Annotated in this window: 27 protein-coding genes, 1 pseudogene and 1 riboswitch; of the genes and pseudogenes, 6 read left to right on the top strand and 22 right to left on the bottom strand. The window is 65.0% G+C overall.

Translation table 11 applies throughout. The annotated features are described in order from the left end of the window. Positions 1-9 precede the first annotated feature (9 nt). The 11 genes from trbB to ACOOE1_RS21485 all read right to left on the bottom strand — a co-directional run bounded on the left by trbB (position 10) and on the right by ACOOE1_RS21485 (position 8,312). Positions 10-975 (bottom strand): P-type conjugative transfer ATPase TrbB, encoded by a 966-nt coding sequence (gene trbB, locus ACOOE1_RS21535; RefSeq protein ID WP_420404244.1) that lies wholly within the window; start codon positions 973-975, stop codon positions 10-12. Then, on the bottom strand, positions 972-1,454 hold the full coding sequence (locus tag ACOOE1_RS21530) for a CopG family transcriptional regulator (protein ID WP_420404243.1): 483 nt from the start codon (positions 1,452-1,454) through the stop codon (positions 972-974). The genes trbB and ACOOE1_RS21530 overlap by 4 nt, the downstream gene beginning before the upstream one ends. A gap of 177 nt (positions 1,455-1,631) precedes the next feature. Continuing rightward, positions 1,632-1,973, bottom strand: a complete 342-nt coding sequence (locus tag ACOOE1_RS21525) for a DUF190 domain-containing protein (RefSeq protein ID WP_420404242.1) — start codon at positions 1,971-1,973, stop codon at positions 1,632-1,634. A 2-nt stretch (positions 1,974-1,975) separates the two neighbouring features. Beyond that, positions 1,976-2,425 (bottom strand): fluoride efflux transporter CrcB, encoded by a 450-nt coding sequence (gene crcB, locus ACOOE1_RS21520; RefSeq protein ID WP_420404241.1) that lies wholly within the window; start codon positions 2,423-2,425, stop codon positions 1,976-1,978. Beyond that, the gene (gene crcB / locus ACOOE1_RS21515) at positions 2,422-2,829 is read right to left on the bottom strand and encodes a fluoride efflux transporter CrcB (protein ID WP_420404240.1); all 408 of its coding nucleotides are present in this window, start codon (positions 2,827-2,829) and stop codon (positions 2,422-2,424) included. The genes crcB (ACOOE1_RS21520) and crcB (ACOOE1_RS21515) overlap by 4 nt, the downstream gene beginning before the upstream one ends. Beyond that, a complete protein-coding gene (locus tag ACOOE1_RS21510; protein ID WP_420404239.1) occupies positions 2,829-3,074 on the bottom strand; it encodes a hypothetical protein in 246 nt (81 codons plus the stop codon). The genes crcB (ACOOE1_RS21515) and ACOOE1_RS21510 overlap by 1 nt, the downstream gene beginning before the upstream one ends. Next, complete coding sequence (locus ACOOE1_RS21505; protein ID WP_420404238.1) at positions 3,071-3,820, bottom strand: COG4280 domain-containing protein; 750 nt, start codon at positions 3,818-3,820, stop codon at positions 3,071-3,073. Before ACOOE1_RS21505 ends, ACOOE1_RS21510 begins: the two co-directional genes overlap by 4 nt. A gap of 86 nt (positions 3,821-3,906) precedes the next feature. After that, a riboswitch (Fluoride riboswitch) is annotated at positions 3,907-3,969 on the bottom strand. A gap of 27 nt (positions 3,970-3,996) precedes the next feature. After that, complete coding sequence (locus ACOOE1_RS21500; protein WP_420404237.1) at positions 3,997-4,539, bottom strand: Chromate resistance protein ChrB; 543 nt, start codon at positions 4,537-4,539, stop codon at positions 3,997-3,999. 368 nt (positions 4,540-4,907) lie between these two features. Then, positions 4,908-6,944 (bottom strand): conjugal transfer protein TraG, encoded by a 2,037-nt coding sequence (locus ACOOE1_RS21495; RefSeq protein ID WP_420404236.1) that lies wholly within the window; start codon positions 6,942-6,944, stop codon positions 4,908-4,910. Between the two features lie 149 nt (positions 6,945-7,093). Further along, complete coding sequence (locus ACOOE1_RS21490; RefSeq protein ID WP_420404235.1) at positions 7,094-7,618, bottom strand: helix-turn-helix transcriptional regulator; 525 nt, start codon at positions 7,616-7,618, stop codon at positions 7,094-7,096. Between the two features lie 247 nt (positions 7,619-7,865). Then, positions 7,866-8,312 carry a universal stress protein gene (locus tag ACOOE1_RS21485; protein ID WP_420404234.1) on the bottom strand — a complete coding sequence of 149 codons (447 nt, stop codon included), beginning with the start codon at positions 8,310-8,312 and terminating at the stop codon, positions 7,866-7,868. Between the two features lie 141 nt (positions 8,313-8,453). Here ACOOE1_RS21485 and slyA point away from each other — a divergent pair, with 141 nt between their 5' ends. Genes slyA through ACOOE1_RS21470 form a run of 3 tightly spaced genes read left to right on the top strand, consistent with a single transcriptional unit; the run spans position 8,454 to position 11,752 of the window. Beyond that, entirely contained in the window at positions 8,454-8,927 is a 474-nt protein-coding gene (slyA, locus tag ACOOE1_RS21480) for a transcriptional regulator SlyA (RefSeq protein WP_420404233.1), read from the top strand. A 10-nt stretch (positions 8,928-8,937) separates the two neighbouring features. After that, positions 8,938-10,128 (top strand): HlyD family secretion protein, encoded by a 1,191-nt coding sequence (locus ACOOE1_RS21475; protein WP_420404232.1) that lies wholly within the window; start codon positions 8,938-8,940, stop codon positions 10,126-10,128. Then, positions 10,121-11,752, top strand: a complete 1,632-nt coding sequence (locus ACOOE1_RS21470; protein ID WP_420404231.1) for a DHA2 family efflux MFS transporter permease subunit — start codon at positions 10,121-10,123, stop codon at positions 11,750-11,752. Before ACOOE1_RS21475 ends, ACOOE1_RS21470 begins: the two co-directional genes overlap by 8 nt. A 13-nt stretch (positions 11,753-11,765) precedes the next feature. On the opposite strand, the gene ACOOE1_RS21465 is transcribed toward ACOOE1_RS21470, so the two are convergent. After that, positions 11,766-12,134 carry a winged helix-turn-helix transcriptional regulator gene (locus ACOOE1_RS21465; protein ID WP_420404230.1) on the bottom strand — a complete coding sequence of 123 codons (369 nt, stop codon included), beginning with the start codon at positions 12,132-12,134 and terminating at the stop codon, positions 11,766-11,768. A 182-nt stretch (positions 12,135-12,316) separates the two neighbouring features. Between ACOOE1_RS21465 and ACOOE1_RS21460 the strand changes: the two genes are divergently transcribed. Then, positions 12,317-13,189 carry an SDR family oxidoreductase gene (locus ACOOE1_RS21460; protein WP_420404229.1) on the top strand — a complete coding sequence of 291 codons (873 nt, stop codon included), beginning with the start codon at positions 12,317-12,319 and terminating at the stop codon, positions 13,187-13,189. Between the two features lie 65 nt (positions 13,190-13,254). Here the strand turns inward: ACOOE1_RS21460 and ACOOE1_RS21455 are convergent. Beyond that, a pseudogene (locus tag ACOOE1_RS21455) lies at positions 13,255-13,377 on the bottom strand (transposase); the annotation flags it as partial. Here ACOOE1_RS21455 and ACOOE1_RS21450 point away from each other — a divergent pair. After that, entirely contained in the window at positions 13,322-13,867 is a 546-nt protein-coding gene (locus tag ACOOE1_RS21450) for a hypothetical protein (RefSeq protein WP_420406463.1), read from the top strand. The pseudogene ACOOE1_RS21455 and the gene ACOOE1_RS21450 sit on opposite strands and share 56 nt — an antisense overlap. Positions 13,868-14,046: 179 nt before the next feature. Here the strand turns inward: ACOOE1_RS21450 and rlxS are convergent, their stop codons facing one another. From rlxS to ACOOE1_RS21415, 7 genes are all read right to left on the bottom strand, one after another. Continuing rightward, a complete protein-coding gene (gene rlxS, locus ACOOE1_RS21445) occupies positions 14,047-16,038 on the bottom strand; it encodes a relaxase/mobilization nuclease RlxS (RefSeq protein WP_420404228.1) in 1,992 nt (663 codons plus the stop codon). 365 nt (positions 16,039-16,403) lie between these two features. Next, positions 16,404-17,054, bottom strand: coding sequence for a lytic transglycosylase domain-containing protein (locus ACOOE1_RS21440; RefSeq protein WP_420404227.1), 651 nt, complete (start codon positions 17,052-17,054; stop codon positions 16,404-16,406). Next, positions 17,042-17,545: a conjugative transfer signal peptidase TraF gene (gene traF / locus ACOOE1_RS21435; RefSeq protein ID WP_420404226.1), complete on the bottom strand. Its 504-nt coding sequence runs from the start codon at positions 17,543-17,545 to the stop codon at positions 17,042-17,044. The genes ACOOE1_RS21440 and traF overlap by 13 nt, the downstream gene beginning before the upstream one ends. Next, positions 17,542-17,781 (bottom strand): helix-turn-helix transcriptional regulator, encoded by a 240-nt coding sequence (locus ACOOE1_RS21430; RefSeq protein WP_420404225.1) that lies wholly within the window; start codon positions 17,779-17,781, stop codon positions 17,542-17,544. The genes traF and ACOOE1_RS21430 overlap by 4 nt, the downstream gene beginning before the upstream one ends. 165 nt (positions 17,782-17,946) lie before the next feature. Continuing rightward, positions 17,947-18,159, bottom strand: a complete 213-nt coding sequence (locus ACOOE1_RS21425) for a hypothetical protein (RefSeq protein ID WP_420404224.1) — start codon at positions 18,157-18,159, stop codon at positions 17,947-17,949. Between the two features lie 332 nt (positions 18,160-18,491). After that, on the bottom strand, positions 18,492-18,866 hold the full coding sequence (locus ACOOE1_RS21420) for a DUF736 domain-containing protein (protein ID WP_021225994.1): 375 nt from the start codon (positions 18,864-18,866) through the stop codon (positions 18,492-18,494). A gap of 991 nt (positions 18,867-19,857) precedes the next feature. Continuing rightward, entirely contained in the window at positions 19,858-20,694 is an 837-nt protein-coding gene (locus ACOOE1_RS21415) for an alpha/beta fold hydrolase (RefSeq protein WP_420404223.1), read from the bottom strand. A gap of 145 nt (positions 20,695-20,839) precedes the next feature. Here ACOOE1_RS21415 and ACOOE1_RS21410 point away from each other — a divergent pair, with 145 nt between their 5' ends. Beyond that, on the top strand, positions 20,840-21,862 hold the full coding sequence (locus tag ACOOE1_RS21410; protein WP_420404222.1) for an AraC family transcriptional regulator: 1,023 nt from the start codon (positions 20,840-20,842) through the stop codon (positions 21,860-21,862). A gap of 116 nt (positions 21,863-21,978) precedes the next feature. On the opposite strand, the gene ACOOE1_RS21405 is transcribed toward ACOOE1_RS21410, so the two are convergent. Both ACOOE1_RS21405 and ACOOE1_RS21400 read right to left on the bottom strand, forming a co-directional pair. Then, a complete protein-coding gene (locus ACOOE1_RS21405; RefSeq protein WP_420404221.1) occupies positions 21,979-22,923 on the bottom strand; it encodes a DUF2493 domain-containing protein in 945 nt (314 codons plus the stop codon). A 238-nt stretch (positions 22,924-23,161) separates the two neighbouring features. Beyond that, entirely contained in the window at positions 23,162-24,175 is a 1,014-nt protein-coding gene (locus ACOOE1_RS21400) for a DUF7146 domain-containing protein (protein ID WP_420404220.1), read from the bottom strand. Position 24,176 lies beyond the last annotated feature (1 nt).

Here is a 24,176-nt window from a genome sequence, read left to right as displayed (position 1 = left end):
GATGTCCTTTCACGAGAGCGATTGCAGTTGGGGCAGGGAAAGCGTGGTCACCGCGTAATCGCCGTTGGCGTCGAGGCCGGTGACTTCGGCGATGGTCTCGATGCGGCGGGATGAGCCGCGCCCGGCGATGAACACGACAAGATCGATCGCCTCGGCGATCAGGCGACGCGGGACGACGCTGACGCTCTCCTGGACGAGCTGCTCGATCCGGTAGAGGGCAGCATGGGCGGAATTGGCATGCACGGTGGCGATGCCACCCGGATGGCCGGTGTTCCAGGCCTTGAGCATGTCGAGCGCCTCGGCGCCCCGCACCTCGCCGACGACGATGCGGTCGGGGCGCAGGCGCAGGGTCGAGCGGACGAGATCGGCCAGAGATACGACACCCCGCCGCGTGCGCAACGCCACACAATCCCTCGCCGCGCATTGCAACTCGCGGGTATCCTCGATGAGGATGACCCGTTCGTCGCAGTCGGCGATCTCGGCAAGCAAGGCATTGGCAAGCGTGGTCTTCCCCGAGGAGGTTCCGCCGGCGACCAGGATGTTCCTCCGCTCCCGCACCGCTTGGCGGAGGGCATCGGCCTGGATCGGCACCATGATCTGGGCACGGACGTAGTCGGCGAGAGTGAAGATCTTCGCGGCGGGCTTGCGGATGGCGAAGCACGGCGCCAATGCGACCGGCGGCAGCACGCCCTCGAAGCGCTCGCCTGACGGCAGCTCGGCGCTGACAATAGGATTGTCTGCATGCACCTCTGCGCGGACATGGGAGGCGACCAGGCGAATGATCCGCTCGGATTCGGACGGGTGAACACGCAGGCCGGCGTCGCTCCTCCCCTCACCGAGCCGGTCGATCCAGAGCCTGCCGTCGGGGTTGATCATCACCTCGATCACGGTGGGGTCACCGAGGGCCTCGTTGATCGCCGGTCCCATTGCTGTCTTGAGCATGGCGCGGCGGCGTTCTTCGGCGGTTGTGCTCATGGCCGGCCCTCCGCATGGCTCCGGGCGTTCGTCCCTTCGAAACGTCCACCGGACGTTTCGATCCGCCCGTCGGCGGACTGCTCCTCACCCTCCCCCTCCCTGGGGCCGAGCGAGCGCTTGCCGGCCGCGATCTGGCGGCCGACCTGCTCGACGAATTTCTGGTAGCGTTCCTGCGCGACCGCCTGCGTCGCCTTGTCCGGGATCGGCGTGTGCGCGTTGAAGGTGAGGTAGAGCCGCACGAAGAAGGCGAGGCTCTCGGTCAGGACGTCGATATCGCGCCGGATGAGGTTATTCTCGCGCGTCAGCCGGTCGAGACGGATCCTCAGCACCTCATCGAGCGCATGAGCGCCGCGGTGCCGGATGTAATGGCGGATCGCATCGGTGATGATCGCGGATTTGGACGCGCCGGGCTTGGCCGCCAGCGCTTCGAGCTCGGCGCTCGTCTCCTCGTCGATGTAGATGTTGTGGCGCGGCTTCATGCAGTCTTGCCCTGACAGTCTTGAAAAAGTCAGGACAAGGATCGCCGGATGCACCGGAAACTCTTACGGCCTTTATGTACGACGGAACGCGACGACGCGCGGGAGATGCGGCTTGAGCGCGTTGGGTATACTGGGTCGCTTCTAACGCGTGCCTTTTTCCTATGACTCCAGCACAGTTCAGCTCTTAGCTGGCGGGCCGTACTGCAGGACCTTGACCTTCTCCAGCGTCACCAGGCCGCTCGTCATCAGGCTGTCCAAGGTCGGCAGAAAGGCGTTGATCTTCTCCTCGCTGTCGACGATCTCGATGACCAGAGGCAGGTCCTCGGACAGCCGCAGGATCTTCGTCGTGTGCAGCCGGCTCGAGTGGCCGAACCCCATGGCGCCGCGCAGCACGGTGGCGCCGGCCAGGTGCAGCTCTCGCGCCTTCAGGACAATCGCCTCGTACAATGGGCGGTTGCCGTCGCGATCATCCTCGCCGATGAAAACGCGAAGCAGAACCGCCTCCTTGGGAATTTCCATAATCATGCTCCTCCTAATTTGTTGATACGCGTCGCCAATGCGTGGCCGAACCAGGCTGCGGCAAGCCAAGTGACGAGCGACAAGCCCACATAGACCGCAGCCATCCAATAGAGCCCCTCTACGGCGAAACGCAGGGTCTCCAGGCTGAACACCGAGAAGGTGGTGAAGCCGCCGCAGATGCCGGTCATCACGAAATGGCGCTGTCGCGCGCCGACGAAGAGCCGTCCATCCGGTGCCGACAGAGTCGCGTAGAAGCCGATGATGAACGAGCCCGCGACGTTGGCGGCCAGTGTTCCCCAGGGAAAGCCGGGGCCGGCAAGCTCGATCGCCGCCAGGGAGACCAGCGCCCGGGCGACACCGCCGATCGCGGTGCCCAGCGCCACCGCCAGATACAGCAGCAGGCCGTCGCGCAGCGCCCGCCAACGAGGGCGCCTTGTTGGCGCCGCCGTCACGGGCCGCTTCCTCCGGTCAGTTCAAGGGCCGCCGCCATCCCCAGCGCCGCGGCGGTGAGGCAAAGGGCGAGAGACAGCGCGATGTTGCCAGCCGCCCGGAACCACTCTCCCTCGCGTGCAAGGGCGAGCGTCTGAAGGCTGAAAGACGAGACCGTGGTGTAACTGCCGAGGAAGCCGGTGACCGCGATGGGCCAGGCCTCGGGAAGGGTCAGCACCCCCTGGCGCCGGGCCAAGGCCGCCAACACGCCGATGGCGAAAGCGCCGCTGACGTTGACGATCATGGTGCCCCACGGAAAGGTCTCGCCGAAAGCGCGCGCCACCAGGCCCGACACGAAGAAGCGTGCGAGACCGCCCAACGCACTTCCGGCCGCCACCCAGGCAGCCAGCCAGACGATCTCCAGCATTATGCGGAATCCCGCTGGTTCTCCGGCCCCGGATCGGTCGCACGCAAGGCGGCTCGCCACACGGCTGCGAGCAGGACGAGAAGGCATCCGACCAGCAGGACACCGCCACCGATGAGGGGTTCGACACGACCAATCTCGATCAAAAGCGCAGTGCCGGCGACTACCGCAAGAATGGCGGCCGAGAGTCTGGCGTCGCCGATGAACATACCGACGAGCTCGGCGAGAACATCTTTGAGAATGGTCATTTCACCGCCTCCGCGAAGGGGCGCCGAGCGATCGATGCCGCCAGCAGGCCGGTGCCCAAGAAAAGGATGGCAAAGACGAAGAGGGCGAGGTCGTGCCCGGGCCATTCAATGCCGAGGCCTTCGCCCGTCCAGAACACACCGAAGGCAGAGAGCATGACCCCGACGCCGAACTTCAGCGTGTTCTCGGGAACGCGTGAGAGCGGGCGGTGAACAATGGCACCGACCAGGAGGACGAGCGCGCAGGCGGCCAGCGCGCCGAGGCTGGCCGGCCCGAGAAGGCCGCGCCCGGCACCGACCGCGATGACGATGAAGACGACCTCAAGGCCTTCCAGGAGCACCGCCTTGAAGGCGGTGATCCCGGCGATCCAGTCAACCGACGTGCTGCGGCGCCTCGCCTCTTCGCCGAGGTGGGCGGTCTCGGCAGCGAAGATCGCGTCCTCGTCATGCAGGGGGATGACGCCGGCCGCCCTCAGCGCCGCCTTGCGCAGCCAGCCGATGCCGAAGAGCAGCAGCAGGATACCTACCACGAGCTGCAGCAGATGCAGCGGAACGCGATCGAGCAAAGGGCCGAGCGCCAGGACGATGGCGCCAAGGACGGCGAGCGCGCCGGCGGTGCCGAGCGCGGCGGGCCGCCAGCCACGCAGGGTGGCCACGGCGAGGACGATGGTGAAAGCCTCGACGACCTCGACGAGGGAGGCGAGGAAGGCCGCGCTGATGGCCGGCGCGGCGGTGGACCAGGTAAACATCCGTTACTCCTTCCCATTTCAAGTTCCGATCAGGCCGGACAACCGGGAAGCAGTACGGGCAAAAAGCTCCTACCTGCGTCCCAGGACGCCCGGTAGGAGTCATCAGCCTCTTCGGCGGTTATCGGGGGAACCCCATCCCCATCGTCAGCGGGCTTGCCGTGCCGTCTTTCTCTCCCTCAGCCGTTTTCTTCGTGCGCCTCGAAGACGCGCTTGGCATAGGCGTCGAGCACGGCTTCGCAGCCCTTGAGGCGCTCCTCCGCCTCGGCGGCCCGGGAAGCACCGTAGAAGTCCAGCTTGCGGATCTTGGCCAGCCAGCCCTGCAGCTTCTTCAGGTCGACGTCGTTCTCCTCCAGCTCCGCGTAGGTGAAGTGATTGGCATCCACCTCCTTGGCGACTTCGCGTTCAAAGTCGTCGCATTTGTCGATGAACTCCTCGTAGGCGTCGTCGCGGTCGGCCTTGAAGCGGGCGATGACCTTTTCCTCCTGGCCGCGGTCGAGGGCGATCGTCTCCAGGATCACGCACTCCCCCTTGGCCTCGGCCACATCGTTCTCCAGCATCTTCAGGCGCCGCACATGGTCGTCCGTCTTGGGCAGCAGGCAGACCCCGTTCTGCAGGTAGACCGCGCCCATGCCCTTCAGCCGCCGCCAGATCGCGATCCGTCGTGCCGCGGGTTCCGGCGGCACTTTGTAGGTGAGCAGCAGCCAAGCAATCTCAGGCATAGATACATGAATAATGTAACAGCCGTAACAAATCAAATGAAAATTTCGTTCACGCTTTCTGTTGTCGGGCCACGGTGCCTCGGATGGCGATGGACGTGGAGATTGAACCGGAGCCCGCAAGACGATAGCGAACCAGCGGCAGTCGGCACCAGAAATGGGCGCGAGGTGGCATTCAGTTGCAACGACCTGCGTCATCGGCTTTTGGGGTCAAGCGCAGACAGCCCGCGCTCGCCGCCAAAGGTCCAGCCTCGGTCGTGACGCGATCTCAACTGCTGATGTGGCTGGGCATTCCCTGTCACCACGGGAGAGACTGCGTTGCCCGAGGCAAGGCTCCCTGCGCCCGGAAGCGACGAGCGGGTCGCCCGTTCTCAGAATCCTTCGAGGATGTCTTTCTCCGGCCCCATCGCTTCGTTTACGCCATAGACGCGCGCCGGCTTCGACAGCCGATCCAGGGCGCGCTTGTCGGCGACGACATCCGACTCATCCGCATCGAGCCCCGGAAGATCCGGCTGCCCCGGCTCGACGGGCTTCGCGATCTGTTCCTCCGCCAAGCCCGGATGGCGCTGCTGCTGAAGCCCGCCTTCCTCGCCAAGGGAACTGCGCCTGGCGCCGTCCTCGTCGGAAGGCAGCAGGCGCTCGTCGGTATCGCGCACCTGGCCGCTCCAATCGTCGGGGCGCGGTGCGGGCTTGTCTTCGTAACCGTCTTCGAAAAGGTGTGGGGCCGGCAGAACACGCTGCGTGAAGTTCCGATCTTCGTAATAGCGGAGCTTCCTCGCCCGGATCGGCGGCAAGCCGGAGACAAGCACCAGCTCGTCCGAGGGCGGCAGTTGCATCACCTCGCCAGGTGTCAGCAGCGGCCGCGCCGTCTCCTGCCGGCTGACCATGACATGCGACAGCCACGGCGCCAGCCGGTGGCCGGCATAGTTGCGCTGCGCCCTGAGTTCCGTCGCCGTGCCGAGAGCATCAGAGATGCGCTTCGCCGTCCGCTCGTCGTTTGACGAAAAGGCAATGCGCACATGGCAGTTGTCGAGAATGGCGTTGTTCTCGCCATACGCCTTGGATATCTGATTGAGCGACTGCGCGATGAGATAGGCGCGGATGCCGTAGCCGGCCATGAAGGCGAGCGCCGTCTCGAAGAAATCGAGCCGCCCCAGTGCCGGGAACTCGTCGAGCATCATTATGAGCTGATGCCTGCGGGTCTTCTTCGGGTCTCCTTCCAGCCGCTCGGTCAACCGCCGCCCGATCTGGTTCAACACCAGTCGCACCAACGGCTTGGTGCGCGAGATGTCGGATGGCGGAATGACCAGATAGAGCGAGACCGGGTGTTCCGCATCCATGAGATCGGCAATGCGCCAGTCGCAGGCCGACGTGGTCGCCGCGACAGTCGGGTCGCGATAGAGGCCGAGGAAGGACATGGCGGTGGAGAGCACGCCCGAGCGCTCGTTCTCCGACTTGTTCAGCACCTCCCGCGCGGCCGAGGCCACGACCGGATGGACCTTCGGATTCTCCGGCGTGCCGAGATGGTTTGTGGCCATCATGCGCCGCAGCGTCGCCGCGAAGGACCGGCGTGGATCGGAGAGGAAGGTGGCGACACGCGCCAGCGTCTTCTCCTCCTCGGCGTACAGCACGTGCAGGATGGCACCGACCAGCAAGGCGTGGCTGGTCTTTTCCCAATGGTTCCGGCGTTCGAGCGCGCCCTCGGGATCGACCAGAATATCGGCGATGTTCTGGACGTCGCGCACCTCGTCCGGCCCCTTGCGCACCTCCAGCAACGGATTGTAGCGGGCCGAGCGCGGATCGGTCGGGTTGAACAAGAGGCAGTGCGAGAACTTCGAGCGCCAACCGGCGGTCAACTGCCAGTTTTCGCCCTTGATGTCGTGGATCACCGCCGAGCCGGTCCAGGTGAGCAGCGTCGGCACGACGAGGCCGACGCCCTTGCCGGATCGAGTCGGCGCGAAGGCCATGACATGCTCCGGTCCGTCATGGCGCAGGTATTGGTCCTTCAGCTGGCCGAGAAACACGCCCGCCGGACGAAACAATCCCGCTTTCTCGATCTCCCCCTTCACGGCCCAGCGCGACGACCCATAAGTGGTGACGAGCCGGCTCTGCCGTGCCCGCCACAACGAGCCGATAATCGCCGCCGCACAGCCCATGAAGCCGCTGCCCGCCGCCAGCATCCCGGCTTTGTCGAACACCTCCGGAGCATAGGCCTCGTAGTGGTACCACCACTCGAAAAGCTTCCACGGCTCATAGACCGGCCAGCCGATGAGAACGAACCAAGGGCTGCCGAGCTGCGCCTGATAGCCCAGCATGTCCGCGCACCACTGTGTCGCCGTCCACACGCCCAGAATGACGATGGCGAAGACGACAGCGATCTGGCCGATCAGTAGTTTGGTGGGGGTCATGGGCGTCGTTCCGCTGCTTGAGGCACACAGAACGAGAGTCGCCTGCAACGCCGGAAACGCTTATGGCCTTTATATACGACGATCTGCGTTCAATACGGCGTTAGAACTATATCTGTCAGACGTCAGGGTCGAGCGCTCACACCAATGCGTCAAGCGCCGCAATGTCGCGACGGATCTGGCCGATCGGCAACCTGCATGAATCTGATCGCGGCCTCGTGAACCGCGATGCCGTAGGACAGTACCCAACGCATCGCCTCGCTCTCGCAAGCGTCCAGCGCGCTGCGCAGTTGTTCCAAGCGTTGCTCAAGCTCTGCGCGCTTGGCGTGCGCAAGCTGCGCCATATGCTTCGGCTCCACATAGTCCGCGAGCAGGGCCACGAGCAGGAACTCGGACTTGAATACGTCGGGCGTCAACGGCTGATGCAAGGCCTCGACCAACGCCTTTTCTCCCGCTTCCGTCAGAGAGTATACCTTGCGGGACGGCCTGCCCGGGCGGGCCTCCCGTCGCTTTTCGATCAGCCCCTCGCGCCAAAGGCGATCGAGCGCCGGATAGATGGCCCCGAAGCTTGCCTCGATGAAGTAGCTGAGCGGCCCTTCCGCGGCGCGTTTGCGGATGTCGTAACCTGTCGCCTCTCCAAAGGACAGGATGGCCAAACATAGCGTCTTGACGTTCATGTCATCGAAGGACCGCACTCCGCCCGCCGTTCACTCGCGCCGGCGAGTCCCGGGGCAACTCGCCCCAACTCGGTCTGCGCAAGCCGCAGCTTGCCGGAGCCGGCAGGGCGCACCCCAGCCGGCAACCGATCCAGATCCTGGATAACCGCGACGCGGCGGCGGGCGGCCCGTCTCCGCGCCACGCTTGTCCGCTCTTCGCCGCTGCCGCGTGAAGCTTTCGACGCTGCTGGTTTTGATCTTGTTCCGATCATCGCGCGGGCGCCGTGTCCGAGACGGCCACCAGCAGGCTGCATGGCGCATGGGCGAGCAGCGAAGCGCCGACGGAGCCGCGCCACCACCGGGCCAGTGCGCTCTGTTCGCGGTGACCGACCACGATGAGATCGGCGGCGACCTCGTGCGCCACTCGGCCGATCTCCTCGGCGGCATTGCCCGTGCCGAGGCGCGTCTCGACGGCAAGGCCCGCGCGCCGCAGCTCTTCCGCGCCCTCCATCAGCACGCGGCGCACTTCCTGATATTCACGTTCCGGCAAATCTGAAGGCGCCGCCGCCTCGGCAAGCGCGACGCCCAGCTCATGGGCGACGACGGCGAGGAGATAGACACGAGCCTGACAAAGCTGCGCCAGTTCGGCCCCCTGATCCAGCGCCTCGCGGCCCTGCCGGGTGCCGTCATAGGCCAGGAGGATCGTCCGGTACATCGTGGTTCTCCCTTTCGCGGTCGCGGTTGAAGGCCTTTTCCGGCCCGGCTCTACGGACGGGGCAGCCATCGGGGCGTTATTTCTCGACATTCGATAGATGGCTATCTATTAATATAGCAACGCAACCACTAAGACAATGAAATGACGGAGCCTCTTAGCAATCAGGAACAATTCGGCCTTCGCCTCGGGCTGGTCGCCCGGCTGTGGCGCGCCGAGATCGACCGGCGGCTGGCCGCCTTCGGCCTCACCGAATCCCGCTGGTTGACCCTCTTGCATCTCTCTCGCTTGCCCGAAGCGGCAACCCAGCGTGAATTGGCTGAGGCGGTCGGGGTGCGGGGGCCGACCCTGGTGCGGACGCTGGACCGGCTTGAAGCCGAGGGGCTGATCGAACGCCGGACAGAAGCCGCCGACCGCCGCACCAAATCGGTCCACCTGCGCGCGGAGGCCGACCCCGTCCTAGAGCGGATCGAAGGGACCGCGGCGGCGGTACGCGCAGAAATCTTCTCCGACATCTCCAGTGACGAGGTGGCGACTTGCCTGAAGGTCTTGGAGCAGATCGCCGGCAAGCTGGGCGGCACGCCAAGGGCGATGCGACTTGCGGACGAAGGCCGATGAGGGGTAGACCGTGGACCAGCATGTGACCCGTCTCGAACGCCAGAGCGACGATCCGGAAACCGATCTGCGCACAGCCCCCGACAAGGAGACGGAGGTTGAGTCAGAGGCGGTCTCACCTCCTGCCCGCACCCGGCCATGGCGACTGTACGGCGCGATCGTGGCGGCGTTGATCGTTCTCGGGACCGGTGGCTGGTGGCTGTATCAGCAGTTCACCCACGTCTTTGTGACGGACGCCCGTGTCGCCGCCGACATTGTGGCCATGAGCAGCCGGGTTCCCGGTTGGGTGACGGCGCTCGAAGTGACCGAGGGCGATGCCGCACAGAGAGGCAGGGCCTTGATCCGGATCGACGGCCGGGAAAGCCGCCTCCGCATCGACGAGCTTGACGCGCAACTCGCCGGGATTGCCCGCCGCCGCGAGGAAATCGAAGCCCGCATCGCACTCACCGACCGTCAGACGCAAAGTCGTATCACCGCCAAGCAGGCAGCGGTGAGGGCTGCGGAGGCCGCGTTGGCAGCAGCGACGGCGCAACGCGATCTTGCCAGACAGGACAATGACCGGGCGGAGAAGCTGGCGCCTCGCGGCGCCATCACCCGCGCGCGCCTGGACCAGACGCGAGCCGCGCTGGAGACGGCAAAGCAACAGGTGTTGAGCGCGCAGGCCAACTTGGAAAACGCCCGCGCCGCCCTTGCCGAGGCCGAAGCCGCGCGCGGGGAACTCACGGTGCTCCGCACCCAACTCACCGAGCTCGGCCCGGAGGAACAGCGGCTGCGCGCGCAACGGGAACGCGCGGCGCTCGATCTCGAAGACCGCACGATCACAATGCCGTTTGACGGGGTGGTGGACCGGGTCTTCGTGGATGAGGGCGAATACGTCACCCCCGGCCAGCGCCTGCTGATGGTGCATGACCCGCAGCGGGTGCGCGTCGAGGCGAACGTCAAGGAGACCGACATCCGTTTCTTCCGGCCCGGAAAGATGGTCGCGATCACTGTCGATGCCCTGCCGGGGCGGCGTTTCGAGGGCACTGTCACGCGCGTCGGGCAGGCCGCCACCAGCGAGTTCGCCCTGCTGCCCAACCCCAACCCGAGCGGCAACTTCACCAAGATCACCCAACGCCTGCCGGTGCGCGTCGCCGTCCAGCAGGACGGCGGCGCACTCAAGCCGGGCATGATGGTGGAGCTGGAGGCCAGGACCGGTGACTAGCGCGCCTCGCCCGGACAGCATCGAGGGCCTGTTCGCCCGTTTCGGCCCGTCCTATCGCTGGCTGGTCACGGCGACGGTGATGATGGGCACCATCGCCACCATCCTGACCGCCACCATCGTCAATGTGGCGCTGCCCGATATCATGGGCGCTTTCGGCATGGGCCAGGACAAGGCGCAACTTCTCTCCACCGGCTTCCTCGCCGCGATGACCGGGACCATGCTGCTGAATGCCTGGATGGTCGAGACCCTCGGCCAGCGCGCGACCTTTATGCTGGCGCTAACAGTCTTTATCACCGCCTCCGTCATGGGCGGGCTCGCCCCCGCCGAGGGCGTGCTGATCCTGGCCCGCGTCCTCCAGGGCGGCGCAGCGGGCATCCTTCAGCCGCTCGCCATGCAGACGATCTTCCAGGTCTTCCCGCCGGAAAAACGCGGCTCGGCCATGGGCATCTACGGCATCGGCGTGGTGCTGGCCCCGGCGCTCGGCCCGACGCTGGGCGGCATCATGGTCGATAGCTTCAGTTGGCGGTATGTCTTCTTCATGGCCGTGCCGTTCTGTCTCATCGGCCTGTTCCTGGCCACGCTTTTCATGCCGGGACGGGCCGCTTCGGGACCGCCGCGGCGTTTCGACTGGATCGGTTTCGGGCTGATGACGGTCTTCCTCGTCACCTTGCTCAACGGCCTGTCGAACGGGCAGCGTGACGGATGGATGTCCGATCCGATCCTGCGCGACTTCGCCGTCGCCTTTGTCTCGGGCATCGGCTTCATCGTCTGGGAACTGCGCTCACCCGCGCCCATGCTCAATCTTAAGCTCTTCATGAACCGGGTCTATGGGGGCGCGTCCGTCGTGGCCTTCATTTTCGGGGCCGGGATCTTCGGTTCGACCTTCTTGATTCCGCTGTTCGTGCAGACGATCCAGGGCTATACGCCGACGCGCTCCGGCCTGCTGCTGATGCCGGCGGGCCTGATCCTGGCTGTCGTCTTCCCGATCGCCGGAAGACTGACCGACAAGACGCCAGCCTATGCCACGGTGATGTTCGGGCTGGCGGTCTTCGCGCTGTCGTCGTTTCTGATGACCGGCGTCGATACCGATACGTCCTTCTGGCTGTTTGCCTGGTGGATCATGCTGGGCCGGATCGGGCTTGGCTTCATCATGCCGAGCCTGAACGCCGGCGCCCTCAAGGCGCTCCCGATGACCCTGCTCGCCCAGGGCTCCGGCGCGATCAACTTCGTGCGCCAACTCGGCGGCGCCTTCGGCGTCAACCTGCTTTCCATCGCCCTCGAAAGACGCTCGCAGCTTTACGTGGACAGCTTTACGGCGGCGCAGCACGCGGGCAACAGCGCGACGGCCGATATGCTGCGCGACGTGACCGGCTTGCTCGCGCAGGCCGGTGTGCCGGAAGCGATTCGCCAGGCCGGGGCGATGAGCTATCTCGGCCGCCTGATCTACACCCAGGGCAATATGCTGGGATACCGCGACAGCTTCTTTATCGTCGGTGTGATCTTCCTGGCCGCCCTTGTTCCGGCGCTGATGATGCGCCGACGGCCACAGCGCCTGCCTGCGCGAAGTGACGAAGCAAGGCAAAGTGTCGCCTATACAAAGGATGTGCCTCAGCCAGCCCGGTGAGAAACGGCTATCGTTACCGGTCGTCCGGCCACAAGTTCAAGCGGGAGGCTGGCGACGAGAGAGACCGAGATGTGGTGGCGTTCCGACCTTCCCTCTCCAGCCATCCCCGCGCCAGCCAGCGCCGCGAGACATCTTCGAGCGCGTCGAACACGTCTCCAAGCTCTGCCCCCTGCGGCGTCAGGCCGTAAGAGACCTCCGGGGGGATCGAGGGAACATGGTGGCGATAGACGATGCCGTGTTCTTCGAGCATCCGCAGGCGTTGTGTCAGGACCTTCGACGAGATACCGGAAATCGCCCGGCGCAACGCGCCGAAACGCAACGGTCCATGCCGACGTAGATGCCAGAGTATGTAGGTCGTCCATGTCCCCATGAGCAGGCGCAAGAGCGCATCCACGGGACAAACCGGCGGCGGTGGGTTACGGGGCACTTTGTGGTTACCTGAAGGTTCCTACTTCCCTTTAGATACCATACTGACAATAATGATCGTCGTCGAGCCCCATGATGCCCTTGGAAAACGGGCGGATTGGCTTTGTCCACAGGCGCAAAGAGAAAGGGAAAAGGGTCATGATACTCGTGGTTGGCGGAACCGGAACGATCGGCAGCGAGGTGGTCCGGCTGCTGAAGGTGGAGAACGCGTCCTTCCGGGCGTTGGTACGCGATCCAGCCAAGGTGGAAGCTCTGAAGGCGCAGGGCATCGAGACCGTTGCCGGGGATCTGCGCCAGCCGGAAACCTTACCGGAGGCGTTGCAGGGGGTCGAAAAGATCTTCGTCGTCACCCCCCTTGTGCCCGATCAGGTGGAGATGCGCGCCGCCCTCATCGCGGCGGCCAAGGCGGCCGGGGTCAGGCATATCGTCATGTCCACCGGCATCGGCGCGGCTCCGGACGCGCCCGTTCAGATCGGCCGGTGGCACGGCGAAAACCAGCAACAGGCGCAGGAGTCCGGCATGGCCTGGACCTTCGTGCAACCGGGGTTCTTCATGCAGAACCTGCTGATGTACGCGGAGGCGATCCGCGACAAGGGCGAATTCTACATGCCCCTCGGCGAGGGGAAAGTGAGCTGGATCGACGCCCGCGATATCGCTGCCGTTGCTGCCAAGGCGCTCACGGAGCCGGGCCACGAGAACCGGGCCTACCCGGTAACCGGCCCGGAAGCGCTGAGCGGTGCGGAGCTGGCGGCCATACTGACCGACATAGCGGGACACACGGTCAACTATGTGCCTATCTCACCGGACCAGGCCAAGCAAGCGATGACCGCCATGGGCATGACGGAGATGCTGGCTGATGCGATGAACGAATTATACGCCTTGGCCCCTGCCGGGCATCTGGAAGGTGTGCTCGATACGGTCGAGCAGGTCACCGGTCGCCCCGCCCGCACATTTCGGGAGTTCGCGCGCGACCATGCAAAGACGTTCGGCGGCGCTTGGCGTTCGAGATGATGGTTGATGGTCTCGAACAGGCCCTCGCGGCGGAAGCGCAGGAACCAGCCGTAGACCGTCGTCATCGGCGGGAAGTTCTTTGGCAGCATCCACCAGGCGCATCCCGCCCGCAGCACGTAGAGGATCGCATTCATGATCTCGCGCATCTGCCATTCGCGGGGCCGTCCCGTCTTGGCCGGCGGCGACATGAACGGCGCGATGATCTCCCACTCCGCCGGTCAGGTCGCTTCCATAACGCAGGTGATCGCGGCTATGCTGCCGCCGGGTGGTCGGCGTCCACATGAGGCTCTTCAAACGGGCTTTGACAACCGTTTGGAATCACATCTGAACCCGGTCATCCACCCCAAAACCGAGTTTCAAGACAGCCTCTTAGCGGCTTCGGTCACGTTCAGCCCCAGGGGCTCAGGCACTGCCGCCTGCGACCGTTCCGGGATGCGGCGGGTTGTGCATAAGCATGATCTCACCTTCCTTTCTACTGGTGGTTCAGATAATCAACATCCACGGCGTCGCTGCTTTCTCGAAACGGAAGATCACACGCCAGTTCGCCCGCACCGTGACTGCCCTGAAGCCCGTAGACTCGCCCTTGAGTCGGTGCAGCCCGAAGCCGGCCAGGTCCATATCCTCGGGTGCGGCGAACCTTTCAGCCGCGCCAGGATGTGCCGCATCACCTTGCGGTAATCGGCACGGATGCGGCTTTCGTCACCCCGCTCGAAGAACCGTTTGAGCGCCTTGCAGATGAAACTCCCGACCATGTGTTGTAGGTGTAATAGGTATTATTACGGTTACCGAACCGTTCCTGCCAAGTTCATCCCGGCAGACGCTTCCGACGGTGCTGAAACACTATTGGTCAAGCTGTCTCACGACACGCTGGGCCCGCCCCTCTGCCTCCCAATAGCCCAGGAGATGCCGTCGCCGCGCATGATGCCTGAGACCTGCTTGCCGACGTGGCGTTCGAGGACGGGCCTCCAGGGGACGAGGGTGAACTCGCGGCTATTCTCGACGAGGGCGTATTTGCCGCTGGCGAGTTCGACAGTGCGGCGAAGCGTGCCTTCCACCGGCTCGCCGGAGCGGGTCTCGGCATAGGCGAGACCGAGCTGGTCGGAAAGCTGACCGGCGACACGGGCAAGCTCGCGCCGACGCAGGGTCGCCAGCATGTTGGCACGATAGACGATCCGATCCTGTTCCTCGTGAGCGAGGCCCTCGGCGATCAGCCATTGTCGACGACGCGCCTGGGCCTCACGCAGTTCGCGGCCGAAGCCGGAGTCGCGGCTGGGCTCGGGATGATCCGAGACGAGCTCGCGGTCGAGCCAGGTGGCGCCGTCGGTGCCCACCTGCTGGTCGAGCGTGAGATGGGACAGCTTCTCCACGATGACCGGCGCCGCGCGAGCCAGGTTCCGCTCGTATTCCACCACCCGGTCGAGATGGTCGGGCGCGATGATCCAGGTCCCGTTGGGTTCGCGGCCGACACCGCCCGTGGCGCGGCGGATGGCCTCGAGCCGCCGCACATGGGTCTCGGCGTATTCCTCGGTGGCACGCGGATCGTGCTGGAGGTGCAGGTCGATGGAGTAGCGCCCGTCGTTGGCGGCGGCGACCTGGGCGACCGTTCGGTCCACACGTCGAGGCTCGATGGTCTTCGGCGTCACCCGCACGATATTGCCGTCCGGTGTCGGCTCGGTCACCTCGCCCCTGCCGATGTCGACGTAATGGGTCCGCCCATCCACCCCGTCGACGATCAGATAATGGCGGTCTTTGATTTCGTCGGATAGCCCGCGCGCCACCACGCGCCCGACGACAGGGTTCGCGGTCGGGTCTCCTGGGTCGAGGATCGCGTAATCGCCGGGGCTGCGGGCAATGTCTTGCCCGGCCATTTCGCGGTGCATGGTCTTGATGATGTCGCCGCGCTCGCCCATGCGGCGGAGCGTATCCTCCAACCCCACTTCCAGCCGCCACTGGCCGGGACGGAGTTCTTCGGCCAAGCCCAGCCGCCTCAGCTTCTGCAGCCGGCCCACGCGCAGGCTCTGCTGGAAGGTGTCGCGGTCGGTCGCGGCGACGAGACCAGTGTCGTCCATGTCGCGGATGAGGCGGTGGTCGATGCTGGTCATGCGCTCTTGCTCGATCTCGCGGCGCAGCCGGTCCTCGATCTCGAAATCCGAGCGCGGCCCGAAATCCAGACTGACGATCTCGGCGGCGCGCTCGCGCATGCCGGTCGTGATGTAATCGCGGGCGATGATGAGGTCCTTGCCGCGCTCGTCGCGGCCGCGCACCAGGATATGCGTGTGCGGATGGCCGGTGTTGTAGTGATCGACGGCCACCCAATCGAGCTTGGTCCCGAGATCTTCCTCCATGCGTGTCATCAGGCGGCGTGTGAGCGGCTTGAGGTCGTCGTATTCCGCGCCGTCCTCGGCCGAGACGATGAAGCGGAACTGGTGGCGGTCGCCCTCCGAGCGCTCCAGGAAGGCCCTTCCGTCCGTCCGGTCCTGCTCGGCGCCGTAAAGCTCGCCCGGCTCCCCCTCGCGGGTCACGCCGTCCCGCTGGATATAGCGCAGGTGCGCCCGCGCGCCTTCCAATCCCTTGGCCATCCCCTTGCCGGCCAGCTTGACGATGCGGGATTTGATGATGACACGGCGCTGGCGGAAAGCGGCATAGCGGTCTCGGTTCGCCAGCACACGTCCGACGCCCGCGCCGCGCCCGATGCGGCTGCCGGTGAAGCGGGACTTGCGTATGCCGCCCGCCCCGCCGCGTGCGAGGTTTGACGCAGCCAAAACCTGATGCAGGAATTTGCGTCCGCCCTTCGAGCCGCGCGAGCGGATCTTGCCAAGCTTGGGTTTGAAATCGTCGTCGTCGAACACGGTCTGCTCCTCATTGACCCCAATAAAATGGCCACGAAACGCGCCTCTGGAAATTGGTGCCAATCACGCCTAAGAAAACTGGGGCGTTGCGGCCCCCATGGCACCACGGCGGGGGTGCGTAGCACCACCCGCCGACGGAAAAACAGATGTGCAGACAAAGGCTTACGATGCGCGACACCGCGGATGGTGCCGGAGCTTCATCTTGCCTTACGCGGCTCCCATCAGCCTGTCTGCGACCATCCACGATCATCTGCGATTACATCGACTGATGGCGAGAAAGCCCGGCAGCGGCGAAGCCGCGCCGCCGGGCGCAGGAAGGAATGAGAAGCGCACTGGAAGCGGACTCTGGCGACGCATTTCTCGCCTCATTTTTCATCCAACTTTCGCGTCGAAAGTGGCACGAAAAGCGCGCCATTCGGGACGGAATTTTCGTCACTTGCGGCCTCGTTTTTCGTCGGCGAGAGCGAGAAAAAGAGCCGCTGCCCGGAGGCGACTTGATCAGGATTCCGCGTACCGGCCGGCGCGGAAATCGTTCCGTGCCGAGCGAATCCGCCCGCGTCCGCGAGCATCTTTGCGATGCGCGCGACATAGGCGCGGGTCTCGGCGGGAAGCGGCTTTCCGGTCCGCAGATGGTCCTCGTAGCGGCCCGGTCCGGCGTTGTAGGCGGCGAACAGCGCCGGGTAGCCGAAGCGGTCCTGCATGGCCTTGAGATAGGCGGTCCCGGCGAGGATGTTCGTGCGCGGATCGAAGGGATCGGCGCCAAGATCATACTGGTCGCGCAACTCCGCCCAGGTCTCCGGCATGAGCTGCATCAGGCCCATGACGCCCTTGGGTGAGACGGCCTTCGGTTCGCCGCTGCTCTCGGCCATGATGACCGCCTCGATCCATCTGGCGGGGATGCCAAAACGCTGCGACGCTTCGATAATGTGCGCCTGAAACTGGTCGACAGCGGCGGCTTCGGCGGGCGTGATGATGGCGGCCGTGGCCGCAAAGATGAGGGGGCTCAGTCGGTCCATAGCGGCGCGAGCCTCCCGATCACCTGGGCGCTCGTTACCGGCCCGAAATAGCGGCTGTCGAAGGAGTCCGGGGCGTCGCCCAAGAGGAAGAATTCGCCCTGGACAAGTTCCCGGCATTCATTCCAGCGCGGCAGGGGACGCCCTGCACGATCCGCCTTGCGCTGGCGGGCAACGATCTCGCCATTGACGATGATGGCCCCGTTGATGGCGCAGACATCATCCCCGGCTGTCGCCGCAATGCGCTTGATGAGCGGCACGCCGGCGGGCAGATAGCCGCGAATGGCTGCCAGCTTTTCGATGGATTTCGGGAGGCGGACGAAGACGAAGTCGCCGCGTTCCGGCGCGCCGGAAACAACACGATAGAGACCTACGGCCACGCTGGCGGAGGCGTTCCAGACGAGGAGCGGCTGCGGGAGCGCGATGGCGGGGAAGCCGACGAGCGCGATGCCCGCAAACGTGGCGGCGAGAGGGAGAACGGCAGGCCTCTTCATCCTTGTTCTCCGTCGTCAGATGTCGAGGAATGCCGCCGTCCTTCCGACCAGGCATCGAGGTCGGCGATGTGGTAGCGCACGTAGCGACCATGCTTGCGGAAGCGCGGGCCATTGCCCGTCAGTCGCATCTTTTCGAGGGTGCGGAAGGAGAGGCCGAGATAGAATGCGGCCTCCCGTGTGGAGAGGAACGGCGAGCCTTTGCGGGCCTCGGCCGCCCTCGATGTGTGATCGATCATCCTTTGGCTCCTTTCGGCGAAGATCGACGCGAATGGGCGAAGGATGTCGGCGGGGAGCGCGCTTGCTCAGGATCGAAAAACGGGGGGAGCCAAAAACGATCCCCCCTCCGGCAACGAGGAACGGGAAAGCGGCGTCCAGCTCGAAAACGCCGCGAGAAGCGGGGCTCAATGCCCCGCTTCCGCTGTGTTCAGCAGCGCTTCGAGCGCTACTTCCATCTCCACGATCTGCCGCTTGGCCTCGATGCGCTCGCGCCTCGGCAGGCCGTTGCGCAGCTCCATATTGACGAGCCAGATGCTCTCGCGCAGTTCGTCCTCGGCGTAGAAATGGCCGCGATACTCAATGCGGATGTCGTGGGTGGAAATGATCTGGATGGACATGGGAACCTCCTTGATTGAGCCGTTCTCCCGTCGAGAACGGGGTCCCCGGTCATCCGGATAGAGCCTGTCAAGGACGGCGAAGCCGCCGCGAAGCGGGCGCGGGAGGAGCCAAAATGCGGAGTGGAGCGCCAGCGGAGCGCAGCATTTTGGAGGGGCCCGCGATCCTTTACAGGCTCGTTTCGCCGGATGGCAGAATGGGAAGATCGAGACGGAAAGCCCGTCGGCGCGACCAGCGCCGACACCGCTTGGATTGCGGCGGTCGGGCGCGGCGGAATGTATGAAGATAAGCCCCGCCGGATGCGCTCCGGCGGGGTCTTCGGGAGCGGGCGAGATCAGCGCTCGCGCGGCTCCCACAGGGCGAGGTGCGACGTGCCGTCCTCCATCGGCGTCTCCAGCTTGACGAGGCGGGCACGCACCCAGTTGGGGCCGAATTCCGGCGCGGCGATCTTGAGGTTCAGGTAGGTCTCGCCGCTCGACTTGGCGACCTGGCTCCAGCCGGCGCCGACCTCGTAGCGCTGGCCGTTGCCGGCATAGACGCGATAGTCGGGGGCGTTTTCGGACATCTTGTCCACGGGGACGACGACGAGGTTGGCGGTGACGTTGAGGGTCTTGAGGGTCCCGGTGAAGCTGCCGTCGTTCTGCTTGGTGAACGTGCCGAGGGTGATGGCCATGGTGATGATCCTTTCGCTGTTCGTCGCAGGGACCATCCCTGCGATGGCTCCAGCGGAAAGACCGCATAGGCGGGCCGGTTCACCCGCAGCGTGAGCGAAGGGCCGGAACGAAGTGGAGGACGCGCCGGGAGGGAAAATTTGGAGCGAAGCGGGCGCGAGGAATGCCGGGAAAAGTTGACGGCTTCGCCGTCACCCCCGCGCGCTTTGCGCGCTATTCGTAAGAATAGGCGGCCATAGGCCGCCGGGGGCGCAGCGTCAGCGGAGCACTTTTCGCGGCAGGGGAAATTTTCCCGGACGGCGGGTTGAACGGACCGGCGCGGGATTTACGCGATGAGAGACATGCAGGGATGGTGACTGCCTCGATGAACAGTTGGCGAAGGAGCGCCATGGCCTTTCCCGCCACCGAATTCACCGCATCGGACGACGGCTTGGCTGGGGTTACAACGACACGAAAACCGCCAACTCTTCGGCCTTCGATCGCGCCCCGGGCATGTCCAAAGCTCCCGCTGCGCGCCGTTGACGGCGTCGCCGCGGCGATGAAACTGGCGCCGGTGCGCCACCGTAGCCGCAGGCAGCGAGACCAATCCGACCGCCTGCGTGCCGTGCCCCTTTCGACCGCATGCGCACATCCATCGGAGCCGGAGATGCGGGAAGGATGGCGTTCCAACCTGCCCTTGGAAGCCATGGTCAGCGTCGCATTCTCCCATCCAGGCCCCGTCACCATGGCGTCCGGCGGGGCGCGCCTTGGCCGGCGCTGTTGGACCGCCACCCGCCCGCGGAGCGGGCGCTCGCGCCAGGGATCGAAGCCGAAGGCCGAAACGCCGAAGGCGGTTCGGTTCACGAGAGCCCGGCGCGCGGGGCTTGTCCCCGCGCGGGCGCCATCTTGACAAGTTCAACCTAGATCGTCACTCGCCCCAATCGATCACCGTCCTATGGCGATCTGAAAGTCGTAGTTGGGTAGAAGACCGTCCTTCGCCCCCCTATCGGAACGAGCATATTGCGGATCATGCCGTTTTTCCGGTTGAATTTATGTGCCGACACTCGACACCGCAGCGCCTTGAATGAAACCGGCGACAACACGCACATGCTCTTCGGGGTGGCTCAGATGTGGCACGTGACCCGCCTCGGCAAAGGTATATCGTTCCGCCTGCGCAAGGGCGTCGGCGATCCGGTCGACCACAAGAGGAAAGAAGGGTGGGCTCTGCTCTCCGACCGTCAACAGAGCAGGGGCGGAGAATTTTCTTAGGCAATTGAGATCGATCTCCAACGCATCCGGGTCTCGTACTTCGTCGAGCCATGTCGGAGCGTTGAAAACGAAAGTGTCGCGCGTTGCCTGTGGAAGATTTTCCCACGCTCCCGGCCCGAACGCTATGGTCTCGACAAACTGCCGGGCACCGCCGGTGAAATCGCCGGCCGTAAGCAATTCGACGACGGCCGCGATGCGTTCCTGGACCGCGACCAACATGGACCGGGCCTTCGGTTCATCCTTGAGGAGACCGAAAAGCGGTGGTTCATGCACGATCAGGCTGCGAAACAATTCGGGTCGTTCTCCGGCCAAGCGAAGAACGATCGAGGCGCCGAAGGAATTTCCGATGACGTGCGCCGGGAAATGATCGAGATGCTCGACGAGCGCCGCCAGATCGGCAACATCATCGAGAACGCTGCCCTGGCCTTCGGGGCGCTCGCTGCCGCTGTGCCCGCGTCGGTCATATGTGAGAACCCGGAACGACGTTGAAAGCGCCGGGACGATCGGCGCCCAGTTGTGGTGGTCTCCCCATGAGCCATGCACGAGAACAATCGGGGCTCCGGCACCGCCATCAAGCTCCCAGTGGAGTTGCATGCCATTGATCTCAGTCCTCGGCATGTAGTTTCTCCTTCCTGAGTTGAGCCGACATCATCACGCGCTGCACGCCTCGAAAGGAGCGCCAGAGGCGTCGGGACTGGGTCTTTTTCGGATGTTGCGAGGCTGTGTGAGGCGGTTAGACTATCGGCCGGGAAGGCACACTGGAATGATTGAAACGTCCGATTTCCTGACTGAAATGCCCTTTGATGAGGGTACCACCCCAGGCCCAAGCGGCACGGACGTGCTTTCCGACATATTGAGAGTCTTCCATGTCACCGGTGCGGCATTGCTCCGGACCGAATTCAATGCACCCTGGTCATGCGATAATCCGCCCGCCGATGCGGTCGCTCGTCTCCTTCATCCCGGCGCGAACCGGCTGATCATCTTCCACATCGTTGCCAAGGGAAACTGCTGGGTCGAGATCGACGGCCACGAACGTCGCATGCTGCATGAAGGCGACATTGTCGGGCTCCCGCACGGACATGCTCATCGCATGGGAAATGGCGAGGTTGCTCCGGTGCCCATCGCGTCCCTCTTCCCGTCCCCGCCATGGACGACACTGCCGGTGCTGACCCATGGCGGGAGCGGGGAACTTGCGCGCGTGGTCTGTATCTATTTGCGTTGCGACCTGCTCCTGTTTGATCCGTTTCTCGCAAGCCTTCCGAACTTACTGGTCGTCAGGCGCGATCCGGGTTCGGGAGGACAGTGGATCGACGTCAACAGGCGCTACCTCGTCAACGCGGCCATTAGAGGCGGACCCGGCGCTTCCTGCCTGATGGCGCGGCTAACCGAATTGCTGTTCATCGAAATGCTGCGGCGCTATGTGGCGCAGTTGCGCGAGGAGGATGTCGGCTGGCTGGCGGCGCTGAAGGACCGCCACACCTGCCGCGCGCTCACCGTCCTGCATTCGAGGCCGACCGAGCCATGGAATGTTGAGATGCTGGCGCGGGAGGTTGGCCTCTCGCGCTCGGCTCTCGTCCGCCGCTTCGATCGGCTGCTCGCCATATCGCCCATGCGCTATCTGACGACATGGCGCCTTCATTTGGCTGCCAAGGTACTGCGCGACGACCGCGTCTCCATTGCCACCACCGCACGGCAGTCGGGTTACGGCTCGGAAGAGGCTTTCAGCAGAGCCTTCAAGCGCCAGTTTGGATCATCGCCCTCAGCCTGGCGGGATCAAGTGCTCTAGATGCATGGCGGCTTCGGGTCGAGTGCGGTAGTTCGGCGAGACGATCGATGCGCTGGTTCGTAGCGTGTACCAGACGTTTGTATTCTCAATTGTCAGACGGAAAAAAGTGGCGACACCTATTTGGCGCCGCCCTCGCCGAACCGCCACACGGCGATTCCCATCTTCCGCGCCTTGTCGACCAGGTTCTGGGAGATACCTGAACCGGGAAAGGCGATCACGCCGATGGGGAGCGCTTCGAGCATCTGGTCGTTGCGCTTGAAGGGTGCGGCGTTCCTGTGGCGGGTCCAATCGGGCTTGAAGACGATTTGCGGTATGCCGCGATTGTCGGCCCAGCAGGCGGCGATCTTCTCGGCGCCCTTCGGCGATCCGCCATGGATGAGCACCATGTCGGAATGCTTGGCGCGCGCCTTGTCGAGGGCGTCCCAGATGCGGGTGTGATCGTTGCAATCGACGCCGCCGGTGAAGGCGATGCGCGGACCGGCGGGCAACAATGGCTCGGTCTCGGCCCGGCGCTTGGCGGCGATGAAATCGCGGCTGTCGATCATGGCCGCCGTCATCATCCGCCGGTTCGTCATCGAGCCGGTATGCGGCCGCCAGGCGGAACCGGTCGCAGATTCGAACTGGATGGCGGCAAGATCGCGGAGGCTCTCGAAGGCGGCGCGGCGTTCGAGCAATGCCTCGCCGCGGGCAGTCAGGCGCTCGAGTTCGACCGATTTGACCTCCGAGCCGTCCTGCTCGCTTGCCGAGCGCCGCTGCGCCATCTCGTTGTCATCGAGCAAGCGGTCGAGCCAGGCGATGCGGCGGTGGAAGAGATTGGCGAAGCCCCAGAGGACGTCGTCGAGATCGTCATCCAGCGCCGTGTCGACCATGAGGGCGATGAGGGCGGCTGCGGCGGTCTCGATCTCCTGCTCGGCACGGTCGGCTTCGGGCACGGTCAGGCGCTCCGGATCGTCCGGACCGGGACGGGTACCGTGAAGCGCCATTTCGTCGAGGACATGGGCGGTTGGCGATGCCGCGTGATGGGGTTCGATGGCGTCGTCGGTGAAGAGGTCGTGCAGCATGGGTCTGTCTCCCGGTCTCAAAGCCGCGCCCGTCGCGGCCTTTCCGGGGATCGCCCGCCAGCGCCAAGGGGCGGCTTTGCACCCGCCGGGCCGCAACGAAGTGGAGGACGGCCGCAAGGCCGTTGCAAAGCCGGCCGGCGCTGGCAGATCCCTCTCTTGGAAAGGCCGTGGCGCGGCCCCTTGCGAACCGGAAGGCCGGCCCCGATGCCGCTCCTCGCCCGTCCGGCGCTGACGGACTTCACATGCATCGCCTCTGCTCATCCGCGACCAGGAAACGCTGAACATCGTCCGGAGCGAGCTGCTCGGCGAGCCATGCCCTGAGCCGGTCCGGGCCGAGCGTCAGGAGATCGGCGTTGAAATCCTCTGTCCTCGGGGCGAGCGCGCGCATGTCGATATCGTCGGCTCTGGAGCGGGCGCGCAATCGTTCCACCGCAAAGCGCCCGGCCCCGTCATTGTCGCGCGCGACATAGAGACGACGCAGCGACGCGGGCAGAACCAGGGCAGCGAGGTGGGCGGCGGAGAGTGCAGCGACGACCGGCATGGCGGGCATCGCGGTCTTGAGCGCCAGCGCCGTTTCGATGCCTTCCGCCGCTGTCAGGACGTCGGAGGCAACGCCGAGCCGGACCGCGTTTCCGGCGAGATGACCCATGGCGCGGCGGGGCTGATCGAGAGGCGCCTTGGCGCCGCCAGGATCAAGCCAAGTGCGATGCACGCCAGTAATGGCGCTGTCTAGATCGGTGACCGCGGCGATGAGCGCCGGCCATATCTCGCGCCCCGCAGGCCCGCGATGAAAGCAGCGCGGATGAAAGCGCAGGACGGAAACGTCCGCAGGTAGAATGATGCCGCGGCTTTGGAGATAGCGTTCCGCCAGCGTGCCCCGGATCGGCCTCGACGCGGCAAAGAGTCGCCGCGCCGCTTCGGAAGAGCCCGACGGCGCATGCGGGGCGACCTGGCGGATCGGGAGAACCGGCAGGCTGAGGAATCCCCGCGCCTCATCGAGCGCGGCGCGGAAGTCGAGGCCGCGATTGAGGGCGATGAGGTCGAGAAGATCGCCATGCGTTCCATCAGCGGCATCGCAAAACTTGCCTTTGCGTTCGCCGGAAAGGCGGACATAGAGGCTCCGCCCCGGCGTTCCCATGACATCGCCGCAGATCCAGTATCGGCCCTGGCGGCGGCCGTTCGGCAGGTAATAGCGGCACACCGCCTCGGCCTGTTCACCGAGACGGCGCGACAGATCGGCGGCGCGGGACATA

The sequence above is a fragment of the Nisaea sp. genome (genome assembly GCF_965216895.1).
GTDB lineage: Bacteria > Pseudomonadota > Alphaproteobacteria > Thalassobaculales > Thalassobaculaceae > Nisaea.
The sequence above is the reverse complement of the archived record's forward strand: the minus strand, read 5'-3'. Positions and strand labels throughout refer to the sequence as shown.